This is a genomic window from Methylotuvimicrobium alcaliphilum 20Z, assembly GCF_000968535.2.
Classification (GTDB): domain Bacteria; phylum Pseudomonadota; class Gammaproteobacteria; order Methylococcales; family Methylomonadaceae; genus Methylotuvimicrobium; species Methylotuvimicrobium alcaliphilum.
In genome coordinates, this window is sequence record NC_016112.1 from 1,358,753 (window position 1) to 1,378,294 (window position 19,542).

The 19,542-nt window shown below is 48.1% G+C and carries 19 protein-coding genes; 11 read left to right on the forward strand and 8 right to left on the reverse strand.

What is annotated here, in order from left to right:
* A complete protein-coding gene (locus MEALZ_RS05890; protein ID WP_014147697.1) occupies window positions 1-1,164 on the reverse strand; it encodes a cysteine desulfurase family protein in 1,164 nt (387 codons plus the stop codon).
* Between the two features lie 637 nt (window positions 1,165-1,801).
* Between MEALZ_RS05890 and MEALZ_RS05895 the strand changes: the two genes are divergently transcribed.
* Window positions 1,802-2,641, forward strand: a complete 840-nt coding sequence (locus MEALZ_RS05895; protein ID WP_014147698.1) for an SHOCT domain-containing protein — start codon at window positions 1,802-1,804, stop codon at window positions 2,639-2,641.
* 399 nt (window positions 2,642-3,040) lie between these two features.
* Window positions 3,041-3,727, forward strand: a complete 687-nt coding sequence (locus MEALZ_RS05900; protein ID WP_014147699.1) for an SWIM zinc finger family protein — start codon at window positions 3,041-3,043, stop codon at window positions 3,725-3,727.
* Between the two features lie 430 nt (window positions 3,728-4,157).
* Here MEALZ_RS05900 and MEALZ_RS05905 read toward each other — a convergent pair whose 3' ends face one another.
* Complete coding sequence (locus MEALZ_RS05905; protein WP_014147700.1) at window positions 4,158-4,790, reverse strand: class I SAM-dependent DNA methyltransferase; 633 nt, start codon at window positions 4,788-4,790, stop codon at window positions 4,158-4,160.
* 62 nt (window positions 4,791-4,852) lie between these two features.
* Window positions 4,853-5,482: a DsbA family protein gene (locus tag MEALZ_RS05910; protein WP_014147701.1), complete on the reverse strand. Its 630-nt coding sequence runs from the start codon at window positions 5,480-5,482 to the stop codon at window positions 4,853-4,855.
* A 191-nt stretch (window positions 5,483-5,673) separates the two neighbouring features.
* Between MEALZ_RS05910 and MEALZ_RS05915 the strand changes: the two genes are divergently transcribed.
* Window positions 5,674-6,492 carry a L,D-transpeptidase family protein gene (locus MEALZ_RS05915; protein WP_014147702.1) on the forward strand — a complete coding sequence of 273 codons (819 nt, stop codon included), beginning with the start codon at window positions 5,674-5,676 and terminating at the stop codon, window positions 6,490-6,492.
* Window positions 6,493-6,711: 219 nt separating this feature from the next.
* On the opposite strand, the gene MEALZ_RS05920 is transcribed toward MEALZ_RS05915, so the two are convergent.
* The gene (locus tag MEALZ_RS05920; protein ID WP_014147703.1) at window positions 6,712-7,890 is read right to left on the reverse strand and encodes a D-alanyl-D-alanine carboxypeptidase/D-alanyl-D-alanine-endopeptidase; all 1,179 of its coding nucleotides are present in this window, start codon (window positions 7,888-7,890) and stop codon (window positions 6,712-6,714) included.
* A gap of 403 nt (window positions 7,891-8,293) precedes the next feature.
* Here MEALZ_RS05920 and MEALZ_RS05925 point away from each other — a divergent pair, with 403 nt between their 5' ends.
* Window positions 8,294-9,673: an L-serine ammonia-lyase gene (locus MEALZ_RS05925; RefSeq protein WP_014147704.1), complete on the forward strand. Its 1,380-nt coding sequence runs from the start codon at window positions 8,294-8,296 to the stop codon at window positions 9,671-9,673.
* A 100-nt stretch (window positions 9,674-9,773) separates the two neighbouring features.
* Here MEALZ_RS05925 and MEALZ_RS05930 read toward each other — a convergent pair whose 3' ends face one another.
* Window positions 9,774-10,610, reverse strand: coding sequence for an outer membrane protein assembly factor BamD (locus tag MEALZ_RS05930; RefSeq protein ID WP_014147705.1), 837 nt, complete (start codon window positions 10,608-10,610; stop codon window positions 9,774-9,776).
* A gap of 341 nt (window positions 10,611-10,951) precedes the next feature.
* Between MEALZ_RS05930 and rluD the strand changes: the two genes are divergently transcribed.
* The 4 genes from rluD to MEALZ_RS22620 are packed head-to-tail and all read left to right on the forward strand — an operon-like array spanning window position 10,952 to window position 13,732.
* Entirely contained in the window at window positions 10,952-11,896 is a 945-nt protein-coding gene (gene rluD, locus MEALZ_RS05935) for a 23S rRNA pseudouridine(1911/1915/1917) synthase RluD (RefSeq protein ID WP_014147706.1), read from the forward strand.
* Window positions 11,883-12,617, forward strand: coding sequence for a peptidoglycan editing factor PgeF (pgeF, locus tag MEALZ_RS05940; RefSeq protein ID WP_014147707.1), 735 nt, complete (start codon window positions 11,883-11,885; stop codon window positions 12,615-12,617). The genes rluD and pgeF overlap by 14 nt, the downstream gene beginning before the upstream one ends.
* 7 nt (window positions 12,618-12,624) lie before the next feature.
* Window positions 12,625-13,449, forward strand: a complete 825-nt coding sequence (locus MEALZ_RS05945; RefSeq protein WP_014147708.1) for a ZIP family metal transporter — start codon at window positions 12,625-12,627, stop codon at window positions 13,447-13,449.
* A complete protein-coding gene (locus MEALZ_RS22620; protein ID WP_046061022.1) occupies window positions 13,439-13,732 on the forward strand; it encodes a hypothetical protein in 294 nt (97 codons plus the stop codon). The genes MEALZ_RS05945 and MEALZ_RS22620 overlap by 11 nt, the downstream gene beginning before the upstream one ends.
* A gap of 99 nt (window positions 13,733-13,831) precedes the next feature.
* On the opposite strand, the gene MEALZ_RS05955 is transcribed toward MEALZ_RS22620, so the two are convergent.
* A complete protein-coding gene (locus MEALZ_RS05955; RefSeq protein WP_014147709.1) occupies window positions 13,832-15,466 on the reverse strand; it encodes an alpha-D-glucose phosphate-specific phosphoglucomutase in 1,635 nt (544 codons plus the stop codon).
* Window positions 15,467-15,539: 73 nt separating this feature from the next.
* Here MEALZ_RS05955 and MEALZ_RS05960 point away from each other — a divergent pair, with 73 nt between their 5' ends.
* Both MEALZ_RS05960 and MEALZ_RS05965 read left to right on the forward strand, forming a co-directional pair.
* The gene (locus MEALZ_RS05960; protein ID WP_014147710.1) at window positions 15,540-16,082 is read left to right on the forward strand and encodes a L,D-transpeptidase family protein; all 543 of its coding nucleotides are present in this window, start codon (window positions 15,540-15,542) and stop codon (window positions 16,080-16,082) included.
* 97 nt (window positions 16,083-16,179) lie between these two features.
* Window positions 16,180-16,458: an Lpp/OprI family alanine-zipper lipoprotein gene (locus MEALZ_RS05965; RefSeq protein ID WP_014147711.1), complete on the forward strand. Its 279-nt coding sequence runs from the start codon at window positions 16,180-16,182 to the stop codon at window positions 16,456-16,458.
* A 537-nt stretch (window positions 16,459-16,995) separates the two neighbouring features.
* On the opposite strand, the gene MEALZ_RS05975 is transcribed toward MEALZ_RS05965, so the two are convergent.
* Both MEALZ_RS05975 and rdgC read right to left on the reverse strand, forming a co-directional pair.
* Complete coding sequence (locus MEALZ_RS05975; RefSeq protein ID WP_014147712.1) at window positions 16,996-17,988, reverse strand: L,D-transpeptidase family protein; 993 nt, start codon at window positions 17,986-17,988, stop codon at window positions 16,996-16,998.
* Window positions 17,985-18,893 carry a recombination-associated protein RdgC gene (gene rdgC, locus MEALZ_RS05980; protein ID WP_014147713.1) on the reverse strand — a complete coding sequence of 303 codons (909 nt, stop codon included), beginning with the start codon at window positions 18,891-18,893 and terminating at the stop codon, window positions 17,985-17,987. The genes MEALZ_RS05975 and rdgC overlap by 4 nt, the downstream gene beginning before the upstream one ends.
* 92 nt (window positions 18,894-18,985) lie before the next feature.
* Between rdgC and MEALZ_RS05985 the strand changes: the two genes are divergently transcribed.
* Window positions 18,986-19,507 carry a DNA-deoxyinosine glycosylase gene (locus tag MEALZ_RS05985; RefSeq protein ID WP_014147714.1) on the forward strand — a complete coding sequence of 174 codons (522 nt, stop codon included), beginning with the start codon at window positions 18,986-18,988 and terminating at the stop codon, window positions 19,505-19,507.
* The last annotated feature ends 35 nt before the right edge of the window (window positions 19,508-19,542 follow it).

Genomic DNA, 19,542 nt, shown 5'->3' on the forward strand with positions numbered 1-19,542 from the left:
TTAGGTCAGGGCAAGCTCTCTTAAACGAGTGACTTCCGAAATGATCGCGTCTCCCGCATTTAGGATTTCAGCCTCGGTTGTATAGCGTCCGAAGCTTATTCTGACCGCGCCGTAAAGTCTATCGCCTTCAATCGCCATTGCTCGTAGGACATAAGAGGCTTCGATGGCGCCGCTATTACAAGCGGAACCCGATGCAATCGCGAGGCGATCTCTTAAGGCGATAATTAGCGAGTCGGAACCGACGTTGTCGAAGCTGACATTGAGGATATTTGGAAGCGTATGCGTTTGTCCGCCGTTGAGGGTAACGCCTTCGATTCGATGCAAGCTATTTATCAGTGTTCGTTTTAACTGTCGGCAATGTTCGAAATCGTTCGATAAGTTTTCGTGGGCGATCTTGAAGGCGTTTGCCATGCCGGCAATTTGATGGCTTGCTAAGGTGCCTGGGCGTAGGTTGTGTTCTTGTCCGCCGCCATGCATCATCGGTGTGAGCCGGGTTTTTTTGCGGTTGCGAACATACAAGCCGCCGATGCCTTTAGGTCCGTAAAATTTATGCGCCGAGATAGACAGTAAATCAATCGGCGTTTTTGATAAGTCTATCGCTAGTTTACCTGCGCTTTGGGCGGCATCGACATGAAAGAATAAGTTTGTGTCGGCGAGGGCGTCTGCGATTTGTTCGATTGGTTGTATGACGCCGGTTTCGTTGTTGACATGCATGATCGTCACCATAATCGTCTCGTCCGTGACCGCGTTCAGCAAGTCTTTCGTGTTAATCATGCCTTCCCTATTGGGGGATAGATATGTCACCGAAAAACCTTCGCTTTCCAGATATTTGCAAGTGTCTAAGACCGATTTATGTTCAATTGCCGATGTGATAATGTGCCGGCCCCGATCTCGATAGGTTAGTGCAATCCCTTTGATGGCAAGGTTATTGGATTCCGTAGCGCCGGAAGTGAAAATAAAATCTTTGGCATGGGCACCGATTAATTCGGCGATTTGAGTGCGTGCGCGTTCAACAGCGGATTCCGCCGCTTCTCCTAAGCAGTGTTGAGTTGAGGCGGGGTTGGCGAAGAGGCCCGATTGCGTTAAATAGGGCAGCATGGCTTCCACTGCTTCAGGCGCCGTCGGTGTGGTTGCGGCATAATCGAGATAAATTGGGGTATTCAAGTTATTCTAGGATTCGGTTGATGACTAAATTGCCTGGATTCTATCAAATTGGCCAATCCAGTGAGAGTTAGTTTTGTCTGGTTCTAGCGCTGGAGCGATGGGAACGGGAAAAAGCCTATTTCCAACAGTTTTAGGAAAGTTGTTGACAAAGCAAGATAATCGTTTCAATCTTCTCTTTTACTAAATCCTATCTCACTACCTTTAAGTTATCAAAAAACATCATTCTAGAATGGATTACAGGAACCAAAAAGCTAAGACGATTTTGGTTTGAAAGTATCCATATTGCTTGGGTGCGGGCATTAACCTAAAAAGAGTAGTTGGTAAGTGTTGTAGACCGTTCGTGCTGAGCCAAGTCGAAGCATGAAGGGTCTACAACCCTTACACCGGGTTGGTGAAGCCTCAAACTACTGTTCACCCTTCGACAGGGCTCAGGGCGAACGGTAGTTTGAAGCTCTCAACTGCTCTTTTTAGGATTAAGGCTTAACTTAACGATAGGCTAGGCTTACCGGCAAACAGTTTGGCCGATACGAGTTCCTCGACATCATGCAATTGGAATTTATTGTCTTATGGGTCGGGTAAATTATCGGAAACAGCAAGAAGTAAAAGCTTTTAATTTTGTACTTTGGCGGAAAATTCAATGAATCAGCTTACACCGGAAGGCTCTTCCATTATCAATCAACTCGCTCAGCGTTATCATTTCAGCTTTGATGCAGTTTGCAGCCTCCTGCAATCCGTGATCAACGGCAACGGATCGATGGCTCAATTCAATCATCCTGAATTCGGCGGCTCGGGGCAATGGATGCGCGGCGGAATGATTATGGTGGGCGACATGTTTAATAATCAACTCAAAAACTCTATCTCTGGATTGTGTCAAGAATTGTCCGATTTAGTCGCGAGTCAGCCGAATTTGCTTCAAAAGGGGTCTTTCCAGTCGCAATCACAAGGATCTCAGCAGCAAAACAATTATTCCGTAGGACAACAGCAGCAAAATAGCAACGGGCCGTCGGGACCGGTTAGCTTGTTCGTCCCGCCTTCGAATACTCAGTCCGCAAACTGGTGGCCGGCCGGCTTACAATTTCCTAACAGTACGGGGGCACAAAACAATGTACGTTATGCCTATTTTGCGACTATTAACCGGTTGGCGATTGAAGCCAATGGGCATGTAACGCTTTACGACACGCTGGATCATCAAATTAGCGGGTTTTCTCAGCAACAGTCGGTAGGCGGTTCTTTGTCTTTTACCAGCCAATACGGTTTGGTCGACGTAAACAGTTTGCCGGTGATTTCGGTGGATAACGTGCCAATGGATGCCAAGTCTAAACCTGTCCAGCAGTCGGCTGCACCCAATAAGCCGGTATCTAGTCATGAAGAGGACATTTTTGTGACTATCGAAAAGCTGACTGATTTGAAAAATAAAGGCATATTGACTGACGAAGAATACAATGCCAAAAAAGCCGAATTGTTAGGGCGATTATGAAGACTTTGGCATAGTTAACTGTAGCGCGAAATCGCCGTTTCCAAGCTAGGTTGTCGAAAAAAACCATTTTTAGCTAATTGCTGTGTTCCCGCTTTTTAAATTCAAAATATTTTTGAAATTATTGGTATTCATAGGCTATTAAGCGCTAGGAGTAGGGTGCGCATCGCGCACCTGGGTTGGGACTTCTTGTCGGTTAGCCGCCGTGGGAAGGTGCGCGATGCGCACCCTACGGCTACCTCTTACATTCAAGTAAGCGCCGAATGAAATAGCATTGCCATAAAAGCCGCAAACATGACCGCGTGAAGTATAATCAGCGGCCGCCTAGTTCGTGGGCGCTCTTATTCCAGCGACAACCGTATTAAACAATGGCTGCTCAAGGAGGGCAAAGTCGAGGCTAAAATGCGCGGGAACGTCAATCCCTATTTTGGCGTTTATAAAGAGCCCACTTATCGAGTCAGTGTGCAAATGACCCGACTGTCGGAAACGCAATGGCAAAAAATTATTCAGCAATTGTCGCAACGCGCCAGTTTTATTTCAAGATTGCTGCTCAATGACATTCCGGAAAACATAGAAACGGTTTTTAAGGATGTCGGCGTACATTTACTGCCGAACAGTTATAAAGACTTTAAAGTCTCTTGCGATTGTCCGGATTATGCCGTGCCTTGCAAACATATAGCCGGTGTCTGCTATCGATTAGCCGGACAATTCGATCGGGACCCGTTTTTGTTATTTGAAATGCGAGGCTTGGCGCCGGAAAAACTATTGCAGGACTTGGCGCTGTCACCGCTTGGAAAAGTGTTGAGTGATGCTAAAAGCGGCACGGCGGCGGAATTAGCGCCGGTAGAGAGTTTTTACACTCGCCCGAAATTTACGGAAATTCCCGATGAAATTAGCCTAAAAAGCTTTTGGCAGGGGCGCCACCCTTTACCCAATAGCATAGAACCCAGCGAACCGGCCGCTGTTCCCGCGATGTTAATCAAAAAAGGCGGTGATTTTCCCGCGTTTTGGCAAAAACAAAATTCATTTATCGAGGTCATGGAGGATTTTTATCTCAGGATGCGAAAGAATACATTGAAGGAGTTATGACCCCATAGGCGCCAGCTTAATGTCTATTCTATAATGCATTTGTGGCTTTATTCGTCATATCGACATGGATTGCCGATATTCAGGTTACATGATTGTGAAGCTAAGCATTGCCATCCCTGGCTCTGGATTCCGCCAATCCCTGGCGGAATGTCGCGTTTTTCCTCAAGTTGGCGCCTATGAGTTATGATCCTACTCCCTTTATACTCAAAAATTAGCAGGTAGCCCGTATGCTGCGTAGCGGAATACGGGAATGGCGTGGCTCCGAGCTCCCCGGATTGTGCGCTACGCTTCATCCGGGCTATACGCTGCTGAGCCCTTAGGCTACGCTCAGGAGAACCGCCGTCACGGCGTCCTGCCAAGCGAGTTACCGAACCCTCAACAACGCTCATAGTTCCAGGACGTTATTTGTCACGAAATCCTTAGCTGATACTTATGAACAAACACTCCCTGCAACGATCGCTAGCCAAGGCTGCTCATGAGCGGGTTTGCCTTTGGGGCGGTAATAATGATCGAGCACGGTGAAGCCGGCTTCCTCGAGATACTGCTTACTGGTTTCGAATGTCATGAAATGACCATAGCGTTGCCCGGACCAACCTTCCTCGTCATTACCGCGCGGATTCGAGGAAAATAAAATGCCGCCGGGCTTTAATGTTGTATGCAAGATTTTGAGTACGCGCAACAGCTCCCGGCTCGGCACATGAAATAACGAGGCATTGGCGAAGATGCCATCGAAACGTTGCTTGGCAAGGTTTAGGTTAAGGAAATTTTGATGCAGAATCTCGCAGCCTGTAAGACTGCGGGCCATCGCGCAAAACGCCTCGCAACCGTCTAGGCCGATCGGTCGATGTCCCAGAGACTTAAAATAGTGAATATCCCGACCAGGCCCGCAGCCCAAATCTAAAATATCCAGCGCTTTATCTTTAGGCAACTGGGCTAAAAAGGCCGCGTAGTTCTGAGCCACGTCATGATCTTTGGTGCCCAGCCAAAAGGATTCGGCGTTGTGTTGATAATGACTGAGCGTCAATGATTCAATGTGAGCTAAGTCTTCTTCTTTGCGTTCCATCTTTCACCTGATAGTCGATGTTTGGGTAAAAAGGGAGTAAAGGTATGGATTTTCAATAAGCCTCAAGCAGCTTGCAAGATATGGCTTATTTCATCGAGCATGCTTCGATAGTCGAGATAGTCAATGCGAATGGCGACCAATTCGTCATTATGCTGCAAGCGTAAGGACGGATAACTCGATACGCCCATGTTTCGAGCCAATTGAATTTCTTGCTGTAATTCATCTTCAATCGCCGGGCTCAACAAGCCTTTACCGAATAAAGAGGTATCTAAGCCGATTTCGGCGGCGCATTCCAGAAGCGTGCCAGTCAGCGACGGGTTTTTGGCGCGTTCATAATAGGCCGACTGGATAGCCTTTAGCATGGGGATCTCATGATCGGGACTTTGCTTTCTGGCCGCTAATAGCGCACGACAAGCCGGATAAGTTGAGCGGATCGGCGTATTGACAGCCCAAAATTCGAAATTAAAACGGACTTCGGGTACGGTTTGCTCGATTCGGCGCCAGTTTTGTTGAATGGTTTGCCGCATAGACTCGGGCATCGGCGTGGTGGAGTCCGGAGCCAAACCGCCCAGCAGGTAAATCAAACGGATAGATTGTGGTAGGTTGCTTTGTAAGGCGCTAAAGCTTGAGCGAAATGCATAGCACCAACTGCACATGGGATCATGGATATAGAATAAACGTGTTGTCGGCATGGTCAGTCTACGTGCAATAAAATGTCCCTCATTGTAACCAGTGCTTTCAAATTGCGTCAAAACACGAAAAAGCCAAGCCTACGAACCCCGCAAATAAATAGGGAAGTTATTGACCAAATCCTTATTTCTTGCGGACATGGGAGAGGGTGCTTAAACTAAGCGGGTTATAAATTCATTTCCAACATAATTTTATGAAATCAACTGCCAAAATCGTTTTCGGTTTGGTTATGACAGCCTTGCTCGGCGCATGCGTCGCGCCAAAGCCTGCCGCTATTTCCGACAATACTTTCGCTACCACCGCTGCCGCCGAGCCGCAAGCTCAGCCCGGTCGGAACCTTTATTTTATCCCTCCGCCGCCGTCGTCGTTGGATGGTCAAAGAACTGTCGAAGATGTCCTACAGGCTTACGGCCCGTATGCAACGCTCAAGCTTGCATCCTATTTCGCCAAGGCCAATGTTTCTTATCCGCCGCAGAAAGTCGCCTTTATCGCTCTGAAACAGGAAAAAAAACTGGAGCTATGGGCTAGAGACAGCGGCGAATTTCGGTTTATCCGCGACTATGATATTCAGGCCGCCAGCGGCGTGGCGGGCCCTAAATTACGTCAAGGCGACGAGCAAGTGCCGGAGGGTATTTACCGTATCGAGGGGTTGAACCCAAACAGTCATTATCACCTGTCGATGAAGATCAATTACCCTAACGAATTCGATCGATTTCATGCCTGGCAGGAAGGACGTAGCAAGCCGGGGGCGGATATTTTCATCCATGGCAAAGCCAGCTCCATCGGTTGCCTGGCCATGGGCGATGAGGCAATAGAAGAGCTTTTCGTGTTGACCGCGAATGTGGGCGTCGACAATGTAAAGGTCGTGATTGCACCGCATGATCCCAGGGTTTATCCTCTGGTGGCCGACACTGAAAAACTACCCGGTTGGACCCTTGAACTTTATTCGAGTATCTCCCGTGAAATCCATGCGTTGTCTCCTACAGTGAAGTCGGTAAAAACCGGGTTGTGATCATCAGGACCGGATTTTTCATTATTCCCAAGTTCTGCGGGGCGCTGCTTCGTAACCCTTAAGTTAAGCCTTGACAGAATAAGTAATTCGGGCATTCAGGCTCGAATGCGCTTCAAAAGCTTGCCATCCATGGCACTGGATTCCGCCAGTCCATGGCGGAATCACGGGCTTCCCTTGGCTTAATGGTAGTGGGACGCTACGGGGCATCATTGGGGGGGCTTATCTTAGAGACAGTTCTCGAGCGATACGATTTCTCAATTGATAAGGTACATTTTCATTCATCACGATGGCAAAAGGCTGCCATTCGCCGCGTTTTACCAAATAACCTGCTAACGAACTGACGCCCGTTAAAGTCCCGGTTTTCGCGTAGACGCCGGGCTCGATTTCCGGTAATAAGTGTTTCCATGGTCGGAAGGCTTGCAAGAGTTCGGTCAACTGCTGCGGCGAAAGACGGTTATTACGAGATAAGCCGGCGCCATCCTCAAATGTAAAATTCTCCCAAGCGAACTGTCGAGATAAGGATTCTTCCATGTATCGCTGAACATCGGCGGTATTCGCCGGGCGTTGATAGGTTTCCGAACTCAGCATCAAAATTAGCTGATTAGCAACGAAATTAGTCGAATATTTCAACATCGTCCGCACGATTTCGCCGAGTGTTTTGCTATTGGTGTGCGTATAAAATACAGGTTGATTCGGTACTTTGCCGAAAACGATTCGCGGATCGACCTCAATTCCTTGTACCCGTAAAAAGGCAGCCATTAATTCGGCAAAATAGTTTTCCGCGTTGCTTGGATTTCGGCCGGTATTGACGCGCAACTCGCCGCTATTGATCGAGCGGCCTAGGCTTTTCGCGTATGGAGTTAGCGGTGTTTGGGGCTCGGCAGACACTACTTTTCCGTTAATCTTTTTGATTGCTATGGTGTTGAAATTCGCCGCCGTTGCTGTAGGTACCGCATCGTAAGGGTTGTTCGTGGTACCGGTGCCCGGTAAAACCAAACCTGCTTGAAAAAGTGAGTTGTCGAGGCCTATGGCTTTAACTTGTCGCAGACCTTTTTGTTTCAGACTTCGAGCAATCCGGGCGAGTTCTTCGGAAACCAGATAAGGATCGCCGCTTCCTTTTACCCATAAGACTCGGGACGGTTCATCCCAATAAAACCGAGTGCGAAAACGATGCTCTTCGCCCCAGTGCATTAATGCGAGCCAAGCTGTGGCTAACTTGGTTGTTGAGGCCGGAATTAACGGCCTGTCGGCGTGATCGGCGCGTATCGTTCGCCCGTTTGAATCCAAAACGATAAGCCCTGCGTTGTTCAGTTTTGAAAAAGCGGTTAGGGCTTCATCCGCATGACTGAATGCAGGCAATATAAACAATAAACAGATCAGGTAGCTAATTCGGCGCATTTAAAATTTCCAGTAACGTTCATGAAGGTTTGGCAATCACACCGGATGATGAACCTAAAAAGAGCAATTGATAGTCTCAAGCTACCGTTCGCCCTGAGCCCATCGGCAGTGCTTAGGAGTGCGCTGTCGCGAAGGGTAGCTTGAGGCTTCACCAAGCCGGTGAAAGTGTTGTAGCCCCTTCATGTTTAGACTTGGCTCAGCACGAACGGTCTACAACACATGCGAACTGTTTTTTTTAGGTTTATGGGTAATAAAGACTATCATCTTTTCTTATGTTGTCGAAGGATCAGCGAAAGTCGTTGAAATGTACTTTTCCTTTTCAATCGCCCCTGTCGATAGATAGAAAAAAGCGTTATATTGAAGACCTACATTGATATTCATTTGTAATCAACGCAGGTTTACCATGGCAATTAGCGCATTCGATATATTTAAAATCGGCATCGGACCGTCCAGTTCTCATACCGTTGGTCCCATGAGAGCGGCTATGCAATTCGCTTTGAATTTGGACGAAGACAAAATTTTAGAGCAGGTTGAAACAATCACTGTGGCACTTTACGGCTCGTTAGGAGCGACCGGTAAAGGCCATGGTACCGACAAAGCTGTGATGTTGGGGCTTGAAGGCGAGTCGCCGGATTGCATCGATCCGGATATCATTCCGGGCAGACTGGAAACGATTAGGCAAAGCGGACGTTTACAAGTCTTGTCGCGCCGCTCCATTCAATTTATCGAGAAAAAACATCTACAGTTTAACCGTAAAGTCTTGCCGTTTCATTCCAATGGACTGCGTTTCACGGCAATTGATGCATCAGGGACCGAGCTGTTGCAGAAAGATTATTATTCGGTCGGTGGCGGTTTTGTCGTTAACGGCGAGCAGGCCGCGACCGATCGTTTGATCGATGACGATACGTGTTTGCCTTATCCGTTTAAGACAGCCGATGGTTTGCTTAAATTATGCAAGGAACATAAGAAGTCTATTAGCGAATTAATGCTGAATAATGAAAAAGCTTGGTTAAGCGAGGCTGAAATACGAAAAAATCTATTGACTATTTGGCATGTTATGCAGGCCTGCGTTGAAAGAGGGATTGCTCAAGAAGGCGTGTTGCCGGGAGGTGTGAAAGTTAAACGTCGAGCAGCGCAAATTTATAAACAATTGATACATGAAATTCCTTCGCATGCTCCGAAATTGCCTCCCGGTAAACTCGATTGGGTCAATCTTTTTGCGTTAGCGGTGAATGAAGAAAATGCCGCGGGCGGGCGTGTCGTGACTGCGCCAACCAACGGCGCGGCAGGAATTATTCCGGCTGTACTGCACTATTATTGGAGGTTTTGCGAGGGTGCGAATGACGAAGGCGTGATTCGTTTTTTATTGACCGCCGCCGCAATCGCGATTTTATACAAGGAAAATGCCTCGATTTCCGGGGCCGAAGTCGGTTGCCAGGGAGAGGTAGGAGTCGCCTGTTCGATGGCGGCAGGCGCTTTGGCCGAAGTGTTGGGAGGGACGCCTGCTCAGGTGGAAAATGCCGCCGAAATCGGCATGGAGCATAATTTAGGCTTAACTTGCGATCCGGTCGGCGGTTTAGTGCAAGTGCCTTGCATCGAACGCAATGCGATGGGTTCGGTTAAGGCTATCAATGCCGCGCGTATTGCATTGCGAGGCGACGGTTCGCATTATGTATCGTTGGATAAAGTGATTAAAACGATGCGCGAGACAGGCGCCGATATGAAAACCAAATATAAGGAAACCGCGCGCGGTGGATTGGCGGTCAATTTGATCGAATGTTAGGACGATAATTGAAAGCGCCGGATCTTCAAATCCTTCATGTTCTTCATGGTAAAAAATAAGGGTCAAGCAATTAGCAACTGAGGAATTTTTGTTATTGAGGTCATTTGTCGAACCCAATAAAATCCCAGACTTTTCCGGCCATGGTTCTGTTTTCCCGTTCCGGTACCGGCGGCCCGTCCGGAAAATTCAGTTCATAAACACGCGAGGCATTGTTAGCCAGTGTTTCCATACCCAGTTTTTTATAAGCTTCAATCATAACCTCCAACGCAAACGGAACGGCGGTTGTGCGTTGGTAATTGTTCACGACTTCGGATGCGCGGTTAACCGCCGCGACATAGGCTTTACGCCTCAAATAGAACCTTGCGGCATGGACTTCGTGCATCGCCATGTTATTGCGCAGCGCGATCATGCGCTGTTGCGCGTCGGGGATATATTGACTGTCCGGGAAGCGGCTGAGTAATTCCTGGAAATTATTGTAGGCATCCCGAGCGCTGCCCGGATCGCGTTGCGAGGTATCGGTAGGTAAAAATCTTTCGAGAAATCCGATGTCGCGATTGTAATTGACCAACCCTTTCAAGTAATAGGCGTAATCGACGCTGGGATTGCGAGGATGAATTTTAATAAACCTCTCGGCGGCTGCAATCGCGGCTTCGGAGTCGTCATTTTTGTAATAGGCATAAGCAATATTCAATTGTGCCTGAGCGGCATACTCTCCAAACGGAAAACGCGATTCGAGCGTTTCGTACATTTTGATCGCTTTTTGATAATAACCATCGTCCATCGCTTCCTTGGCTGAGGTGTGCAGCTTCTCCTCGCTCCAATCTTTATATTCGTCGGTACTAGTGCTTTCCAGGTTGAAGTTTTTTAACGTTTCGCAGCCCGGAAGTAACAGGCCTAAAGTAATAACGAGAAGGAATTTTACTAAAAATAATCGCATAGAGCTGACGACACGTTGTAATATGTACGGTTTTTTCGTTGTGGATGAACAGGTTTCGTTAAGCGCAAGATGCGTTTAACGCTAATTATACTTCGCGCGGTCATGTTTGCGGAATTCTGACGCGCTCTTTTGTCCGGTAGCTGCGTTACCTACATGGATGTAGGTAAGGGGCGTGAGCAGGAGCGGAAGCTTTGCGAAAACAGTTACATAGCTTGCTATGCGCCTGTTTTCGCGCCTTGCTACCGAACAAAATAGCATTGCCATAAAATCCGCAAAAATGGCCGCGCGAAGTATAAGCAACGAGTATAACTTAACGGCGAACTAATCAGAAGATATAAGTTATGACAAGATTATCGGCACAAATTCCCGAAGAGATGGCGGGTATGCGTTTGGATCAAGTGCTTGCTGAGCTATTTTCGGATTATTCCCGAAGTAAGCTACAGACTTGGCTGAAGGTCGGGCGAGTGGTGGTTAACGGCGCCCAATTAAAGGCCAAAGACAAGGTCGAAGGCGGCGAGTTCATTGAGCTCGATGCCGAAGCCGAGGTGGTTTTGGAATGCGAGGCGGAAGCGATACCGCTGGATATCGTTTATGAAGACGAATCCTTGTTGATCATCAATAAGCCGGCGGGCTTAGTCGTGCATCCGGCAGTCGGCAATTGGACGGGGACTTTGCAGAATGCATTGCTCAATCATGTGCCGAGCCTCGAAACCTTGCCTAGAGCCGGCATTGTGCATCGCATCGATAAAGAGACCAGCGGTTTGTTAATGGTGGCAAAAACGCTGCCTGCTCATAACAGCTTGGTCAAGCAGTTACAAGAGCGTTCGATAGAAAGGGAGTACTTGGCGATTACCAAGGGACGAATCATCGCCGGCGCGACGATTGACGAGCCGATCGGTCGGCATCCGACCGATCGTAAACGCTATTCGGTCAGGCAAACGGGCAAGGATGCGGTAACCCATTATCGGGTTGTCGAACGTTTTGCTAGGCATAGTCTAATTCGTGTCAAATTGGAAACCGGACGCACGCATCAGATTCGGGTCCATATGGCGTATGTTCATTTTCCATTGGTTGGCGATCCGGTTTACGGCGGGCGTTTTCAGTTGCCGCCGGACTGTTCCGAACAATTGGAGATAGAGCTTCGGGCATTCAAGCGTCAAGCGCTTCATGCCGAAAAACTGGGTTTGCTGCATCCTGAAACGCAAGAATACTGCGAATGGATTCAACCTTTACCCGACGATATGATTCGATTATTGGCCGCATTACGAGACAATGAACAGCACTAAGTATTGGCTGAAGCCCGATTGGCCTGCGCCGGCCAATGTTTTCGCCGCAACGACCCTGCGAAGCGGCGGTTTCAGCACTGGATCGTTTCAAAGCCTTAATCCCGCGATGCATGTTGGCGATAATCCTGAATTGGTGTTGAAGAATCGGCAACGGATCATCGGCATGCTCGACTTGCCGAATGCACCGGTTTGGTTGAATCAAGTGCATGGTAAAACCGTAGTCGATGCGTCGCAAGTGAATACGCTGGTCGAGGCCGACGCGAGTTTTAGTCATGAGCCGGGAGTCGTTTGCACGGTATTGACCGCCGATTGTTTGCCGGTATTGCTGTGTTCTCGTGACGGACGCAGTGTCGCAGCCGTTCATGCCGGCTGGAGGGGGTTGTTGGCTGGCGTGATCGTTGAATCCGTTAAGGCGATGAAAACGCTTGACCTATTGGTTTGGCTTGGGCCGGCGATAGGGCCGGATGCCTTTGAAGTCGGTGATGATGTTCGTACTGCGTTTGTTGAAAGTAACGAGCGTTATGCCGATGGATTTCGTGCAGTCGCAAAGGGTAAATGGTTGGCCGATATTTATTGTTTAGCGCGTATCAACCTGGCTCTAGCCGGTATTGAAAGCGTTTATGGCGGACAGTTTTGTACCCTGTCCGATGTCGAGCGTTTTTATTCGTTTCGGCGCGACAAGGAAACAGGCAGGATGGCAAGTTTAATTTGGAGAATATAAAACCGTTATGGATTTATTGTTTTTAATTATTATTTTTACCGCGTTGGGCGGGGTTTTAAGTGTTTTGGCCGCTTCGTTTTTTTTATGGCTGGATGATGTTCAGCGGGCTCGGGTTTTGCCGCACGGCATCAGTTTCGCGACCGGCGCATTATTGGCGGTGGCCTTTTGGGGCTTGATTCCGCATGCTTTCGAGGATGTCGATTCGGATCGTATTCAAAGTTTGTCGGCGGTGATTATGGCTGGAATTCTGGGCTTTTTTATGCTGGAAAAGCTGTTGGTTTGGCGACATTGCCATCATAACCATTGCGAAGCGCATGGCGAAGATGCAGAGGGTCACCATCCGGCCGGAATGTTAATTTTGATAGGCGACGGTATTCATAATTTTGTCGACGGCATACTGATTGCCGCGGCATTTTTAACCGACGTCAAACTAGGAATAGTAACGAGTTTGGCGGTTGCCGCGCATGAGATTCCGCAAGAAGTCGGCGATTTCGCAATATTGTTGCAAAGCGGTTATTCCAAAGGCAAAGCGCTTTATTACAATATCCTATCGAGTCTTGCGACGGTGGTTGGCGGCATTCTTGCGTATTTCAGCTTGGAAGACTTGCATGATAGTCTTCCGTATTTTTTAGCGATGGCGGCTTCGAGTTTTATTTACATCGCCGTGGCCGATTTGATTCCGACCTTGCATGAAAAAACCGAGTTGAAGGTTTCAGTGCAACAAGTCGCATTAATTGCAGCCGGGGTGTTGTTGATTTGTTCGCTACATGGATTTGCCCATGATATTGAATTGGAAAGCCTTGAGCGGAAGCACCAGGAAGGTGGAAGATAATAGCGGAAAGCGGAAAGCGGAAAGCGGAAAGCGGAAAGCAGAAAGCAGAAAGCAGAAAGCAGAAAGCAGAAAGCAGAAAGCAGAAAGCAGAAAGCAGAAAGCAGAAAGCGGAAAGCAGAAAGCGGAAAGCAGAAAGCAGAAAGCAGAAAGCAGAAAGCAGAAAGCAGAAAGCAGAAAGCAGAAAGCAGAAAGCAGAAAGCAGAAAGCAGAAAGCAGAAAGCGGAAATTAGGACTTGACAAACGTATAAAATGCCGCATCATTTCGCTAACCGCTAACCGCTAACCGCTAACCGCTAACCGCTAACCGCTAACCGCTAACCGCTAACCGCTAACCGCTAACCGCTAACCGCTAACCGCTAACCGCTAACTGCCTACTTCGTCCTCAAGTGATTACAGTAGGTCCGTTTCTGCCGGTTCGTTTTTTGATCTCGCAAAACTTTTCCGCCAATTCGATGAGTGGCGCTAATGCGCTTTGTGCGTCTTGATCATGTAAATTGCTGTCGGGTTCGTAACGTTCCAAATAAATTCGAAGCGTGGCGCCTACGGTGCCGGTGCCGGATAGGCGGAATACGATCCGTGAACCGTTTTCAAAACCGATTCGGATGCCTTGGTTCTTGCTGACGCTGCCGTCGACCGGGTCGGTATAAGCGAATTCATCGGCATATAGGACGATATAATCGCCGAATGCCTTTCCCGGTAGGGTCGGTAATTGTTCGCGAAGATAAGCGACGATGCCGTCCGCAATATCGGTGGCTACGGCTTCATAATCATGGCGAGCGTAGATATCTCGGCCGAATCGTTGCCAATGCTCGGTGACGATGTCGGCAACCGATTGTCTTTTTCTGGCAATGAGATTGAGCCAGAATAATACCGCCCATAAGCCGTCTTTTTCCCGAACATGGTCAGATCCGGTGCCGAAGCTTTCTTCGCCGCATAGCGTAATTTTTCCGGCGTCTAATAGGTTTCCGAAAAATTTCCAGCCGGTCGGCGTTTCAAAACAAGGTAAGTTCTGTTGCGCTGCAACTCTATCGACGGCTTGGCTGGTCGGCATCGAGCGTGCGACGCCGCTGATACCTTTTGCGTAGCCGGGAATTAAGCTTGCATTGGCCGCTAAAATGGCTAAGCTATCGCTCGGCGTCACGAATATTTGCGAGCCCATGATCATGTTACGGTCGCCGTCTCCATCCGAAGCCGCTCCAAATGTCGGTGCGTTCGGTCCGAACATTGCCTCGGCCAATTCTTCCGCGTGTGCCAGGTTCGGGTCCGGGTGACCGCCGCCGAAGTCTTCTAAAGGCACGGCATTGATCACAGAGCCGGGTTTTGCGCCCAGCATGTCTTCCAGAATCGTTTTGGCATAAGGACCTGTGATTGCGTGCATCGCATCGAATTTAAGCGTGATATAACCTGAGCCTATGCTCTGCTTGAGTAAATCGAAATCGAAAATGGTTTGCATCAATTCGGCGTAATCGTTGACGGGGTCTAGGATGCTTATCGTAAGTGTCCCGAATTTTTGGGTGCCGACGGTGTCGAGGTCGATGTCAGGGATTTCTGCAATTTTGTAGGAAGCGATTTCCTTGCTGCGCCGGTAAAATGCCTGGGTATACTTTTCGGGTGCGGGGCCGCCGTTGCCGACATTGTATTTGATGCCGAAATCTTCCTCCGGTCCTCCGGGATTGTGGCTGGCCGATAGCACTAGTCCGCCATAGGCTTTATATTTGCGGATCAGGTGGGATGCGGCGGGTGTCGATAATAAACCGCCTTGGCCGATAATCAATTCGCTAAAACCGTTTGCGGCGGCAATTTTTATGATCGTTTGAATGGCTTGTCGGTTAAAATAGCGTCCGTCACCACCTAATACAAGTTTTTGGTCTACAATATCATCGAGAGAGTCGAAGATTGACTGAACAAAATTTTCAAGATAGTTCGGTTGTTGAAAGGTTTTCACTTTCTTTCTTAGTCCCGACGTCCCGGGGTTTTGGTCTTCGAATGGATGAGTTTCTATTGTTTTTATTTCCATGAGTGAGCCTTTAATGCGACAAATAACACGGTTTTTAAATTACACTAAAACACAAGCTAAGAGTAGTTTATTTATGATCCGAATTGGTGTGTTTCCGATTCTTTTTTTGTTGGCGTCGAATGCTTACGCCAGTAACGATGTCTGGTTGTTGATCGATACTGATGCGCTGACGCTTGAAGTTAAGAAAGGAGAGCAGACGTTAGAAAGATTGGAAAACATTGCGATAGGCCGTAATGGCGCGGGGGTCAAGGAATTGCGCGGCGATGATGTTACTCCTTTAGGGACTTACAAAATTGGCTGGATCAATGAAAAAAGCAGTTTTTATCGTTTTTTCGGCTTGTCTTATCCTTCGGTCGATAACGCTTATGCAGCACTTGACAAGGGGCTTATCGATCCGTTAACTTTTGAGACGATTGTCGAAGCACACCAAAAACACAGTATTCCTCCCCAGAATACTCCCTTAGGGGGGCAAATCGGCATTCACGGCTTGGGGCGTGGCGATGAGAAAATTCATAGAACTATGAATTGGACTCATGGCTGTATTGCATTGACTAATCGGCAAATTGACCGTTTGAGTAAGTGGGTTGATAAAGAAATTACGGTGCAAATAAAATAGTTCTGGAATATTTTGAAAAAAAAGTTCAATATATTTCATCGAATGCTTTTGAAAAAAAATCTTAGTAACAACTCTTACAGTAAAAAAGGAAAATAATATGAAAAAATTAGCGAAATTATCAGTGGTTGCTCTTACAGCAAGTCTGGCTGTAGGTTGTGCGAGTACTTCTGACACTGAAAACCTGCAATCTCAAATCGACGATTTGAATACTAAAGTTTCAAGAGCAGCTTCCGATGCGGCTAGCGCGAAAAGCGCTGCTGCTGACGCATCTGCAAGAGCGGCAGCAGCAGAGGCAGCGGCAAACCGTGCAGCAAGCTACGCACAAGATGCGAACAGCAAGTTGGATCGTCTGTTCAAAAAATCAATGATGAAATAATTAATTTTTATCTTTTGATTTGAAAAAAGCCCGTCAGATTCGTCTGACGGGCTTTTTTTGTTTGGCTATGTTAATAGTGGAATTCGTTTGTTCCCAAGCCGGAGCGCTCGCCGTTATACACATCTTCCGCTGTTTCTGTTTGGGAAAACCGTCTCGCAAGCTCTGCTTGCCGGCTTCGGGAAGCTGGAGCTTCCAAGACTTCTTGCCCAAGCAGAGCTTGGGCAAGAGCCGACATAGGGGGGGGAGAGCCGGAGCTTGGGAAAGAGCGAAGACTAAAATATGCTGTTACCCAAGCTCTAGCTTGGGTAACCTGAACGGGAAGCTCTAGCTTCCCGAGGATCAAGGAAGATTGATCTAGCGAGCCGGGGTTGGTTGAGGTTCTGCGGAGCTTGTGTCGGTCTCAGGAAGCTGGAGCTTCCGGGGTGTCTTTCCCAAGCTGGAGCTTGAGAAAGAGCGTGATGCGGGGTGGCTGTTTTAAGCTTGACGAGTATGGGTTACAAACCTCGTCCTGAGAGGCTTGGGGATATAACCGAATTCCTAGAGCGCTGCCTTGGCTGAATGCGAGGTTGTTTTGGGCTCCGGTTTTTTATAAATCAAAACGGGGCGACCGCTTTTTTCTTCGAGCGCTTTTCTGAGCGCGGCGCCTTCGATGACCGGAAGTTGATTGTTGTTTGCACGAACAATCAATTCCAGTGCTTGTTCCAGTCGGTCTTCATAGCTGATTTTGGTTTTTTCCAGATTCGGATAAACCTGGATATAGAGCGAGTCATCGAGCCAGCCGACTTTTGTCGGTTGGTTGACGATGTGAACATCGGTGCCGACCGGGACGTTTGGAAATAATTGCTCGATATTTTCCGGCAACATCCGAATACAGCCATGAGTTACACTCATGCCGACTCCAAAAGGTTTGTTGGTGCTATGAATTAGATAACCCGGTATGGCGAGTCGCATAGCATAGAGACCTAGCGGATTGTCAGGGCCGGCCGGGACGACATTCGGTAAAATATCGCCTCGTTCGGCGTGCTCTCTTTTAATGGATTCCGGCGGAGTCCAGGTCGGGTTTCTCGTTTTGGCGGAAATTCTGGTTTTACCGAGCGGCGTTTTCCAGTCAATTCTGCCGATGCTGATCGGATATGTGACGACGCGGCTTTTGTTTGGCGGGTAGTAATACATTCGGTATTCAGGCAAGTTAATCACGATTCCTTTTCGAGGCGCATTGGGTAATAAGCGACTATTAGGTATCTTAACTTGGGTCCCCTCCTTGGGTAGCCAGCGGTCGACGGTGGGGTTGGCCAATAAAATTTCATTTTGACCGATGTAGAAGCGCCTTGCTATGTCTAAAAGCGTGTCTTCCTCGGCAGCAACAGTATAAAAGTGCGGCTGGGGATGTTTATCGGTCCCTTCCAGGCGATCGCCGATTAGGCTGTCGCCGGGGGTTTTAGGAAGGTCGAATTCGGCGGCGTGTATACCGCTGCTACTTGAAGCGAAGATTAGCGCAATAACCGCAAGTTTTGCTTTTTGAATAATCATGATTTATGCTCGCCGCCAAATAATTCTATAAGACGCGGTAGGAAGGTCGAGAGTTCCAGCGACATAATCGAAAAATCGGCATCGAATTGTTCGGCTTCGTCTTGGGTTTCGATATCGGCTACCTGGTCTTGAACCAAATCTAAAAACTTTAAGCGTTTTATACTCAAGTTTTCGTCCACGATGCAAGCAATTCTATCCGCCCAGTTGATAGCTAGTTTAATGACTTGCTTGCCGGTATCGAGATGGTTTTTGATTTCGGGTAAGCTTAAATCGTGGCGTTTGCAACGTACAATGCCGCCTTCATCGCCTGGCGAGCGTAATTCGCATTCGTCTTCGATCGTAATGTCGCCCGGCGTGTCTTGCGTAATCAGCCAGCGTGTCATGACTGCGACAGGTTTCTCCTGAGTAATCGGCGGCACGACCGGCAGCGAGCCCAGGCATTTTCGTAGATTGCTGATTAAATCTTCGGCTTTTTTAGCCGATGGAGAGTCGACGATCAGCCAGCCGTTTTTAGGGTCGATATAGGCATAGGTCTTACGCGAAAACGTAAAGGCTCTCGGTAGCAGCTCGAAACAGATTTCTTCCTTGATCGCGGCGCGTTCTTTTTTACTGAGCTTTCGGTTTTCGAGGTCCTCGGCTTCTTGAATCTTTTCCTGGACCATTTCATTAATCACGGCGGCGGGCAAAACTTTTTCTTCCACTTTTGCGCATATCATCATGAAGCCGTTGGTGGCGTGGACCCGTTGCTCAGAGTTTCTGCCGAGCGGAGCAGTCCATCCGAAGCTCATTTCTTGTTGAGCCGCGCAAGGGCGAAACGGCATTTGTTCGAGTTTTTCTTCGAATTCGGCCGGTGTTAAAGTAAAGTCTTCTGTAAAACGGTAAACGGATAGATTTTTAAACCACATGGACGCTAGATCTCGTATAAAATCGATCATTATCGCAGATTAGCGGGAATCCCGAAAATGACGGTTTGTTTTTTACGACTGACAAGGTTTGCATGATAGTTGACGGTTTTCCACCGATAGCCGAGAAATCGGCGGAAGTGTTGATTTTAGGGTCAATGCCTAGTGTCGCATCGTTGTCGAAAGGCGAATATTACGGACATCCTCGGAATGCGTTTTGGCCAATCATGAGACAATTGTTCGGCGCCGGGCCGGAATTGGATTATCGAAAGCGCAGCCGCATTTTAATCGAACATTATCTTGCAGTGTGGGATGTCTTGCAGACCTGTTATCGGCCCGGCAGTGCGGATGCAAACATCGATGTCGGTTCGATAAAAATAAACGACTTTAACCGTTTTTTTGAGCAACATCGGGATATAAAGCGAGTATTGTTTAACGGTGGCGCGGCGGAGAGCTTATATCGTAAGCATGTGTTGCCGATATTGAATAGCTGTTTCAATTATCTTGAATATCAGCGCGTACCTTCAACAAGTCCGGCCTATGCGGCGATGTCGTTGGAGCGGAAAACCATGGCTTGGAAGGCGGCGCTTGGAATTGTAGTTAACGGTCGGCAATGATTAGTGAATAGTGAATAGGGACAGTATCGATAAAA

Coding starts and splice junctions, on each gene's coding strand:
- MEALZ_RS05965 (WP_014147711.1), top strand. CDS start 16,180: ATGAAAAAATTAGCGAAATTATCAGTGGTTGCTCTTACAGCAAGTCTG.
- MEALZ_RS05955 (WP_014147709.1), bottom strand. CDS start 15,466: ATGGAAATAAAAACAATAGAAACTCATCCATTCGAAGACCAAAACCCC.
- MEALZ_RS05910 (WP_014147701.1), bottom strand. CDS start 5,482: ATGCCGACAACACGTTTATTCTATATCCATGATCCCATGTGCAGTTGG.
- MEALZ_RS05915 (WP_014147702.1), top strand. CDS start 5,674: ATGAAATCAACTGCCAAAATCGTTTTCGGTTTGGTTATGACAGCCTTG.
- MEALZ_RS05925 (WP_014147704.1), top strand. CDS start 8,294: ATGGCAATTAGCGCATTCGATATATTTAAAATCGGCATCGGACCGTCC.
- rdgC (WP_014147713.1), bottom strand. CDS start 18,893: ATGTGGTTTAAAAATCTATCCGTTTACCGTTTTACAGAAGACTTTACT.
- MEALZ_RS05895 (WP_014147698.1), top strand. CDS start 1,802: ATGAATCAGCTTACACCGGAAGGCTCTTCCATTATCAATCAACTCGCT.
- rluD (WP_014147706.1), top strand. CDS start 10,952: ATGACAAGATTATCGGCACAAATTCCCGAAGAGATGGCGGGTATGCGT.
- MEALZ_RS05985 (WP_014147714.1), top strand. CDS start 18,986: ATGATAGTTGACGGTTTTCCACCGATAGCCGAGAAATCGGCGGAAGTG.
- MEALZ_RS05900 (WP_014147699.1), top strand. CDS start 3,041: ATGCGCGGGAACGTCAATCCCTATTTTGGCGTTTATAAAGAGCCCACT.
- MEALZ_RS05930 (WP_014147705.1), bottom strand. CDS start 10,610: ATGCGATTATTTTTAGTAAAATTCCTTCTCGTTATTACTTTAGGCCTG.
- MEALZ_RS05975 (WP_014147712.1), bottom strand. CDS start 17,988: ATGATTATTCAAAAAGCAAAACTTGCGGTTATTGCGCTAATCTTCGCT.
- pgeF (WP_014147707.1), top strand. CDS start 11,883: ATGAACAGCACTAAGTATTGGCTGAAGCCCGATTGGCCTGCGCCGGCC.
- MEALZ_RS05905 (WP_014147700.1), bottom strand. CDS start 4,790: ATGGAACGCAAAGAAGAAGACTTAGCTCACATTGAATCATTGACGCTC.
- MEALZ_RS05920 (WP_014147703.1), bottom strand. CDS start 7,890: ATGCGCCGAATTAGCTACCTGATCTGTTTATTGTTTATATTGCCTGCA.
- MEALZ_RS05945 (WP_014147708.1), top strand. CDS start 12,625: ATGGATTTATTGTTTTTAATTATTATTTTTACCGCGTTGGGCGGGGTT.
- MEALZ_RS05960 (WP_014147710.1), top strand. CDS start 15,540: ATGATCCGAATTGGTGTGTTTCCGATTCTTTTTTTGTTGGCGTCGAAT.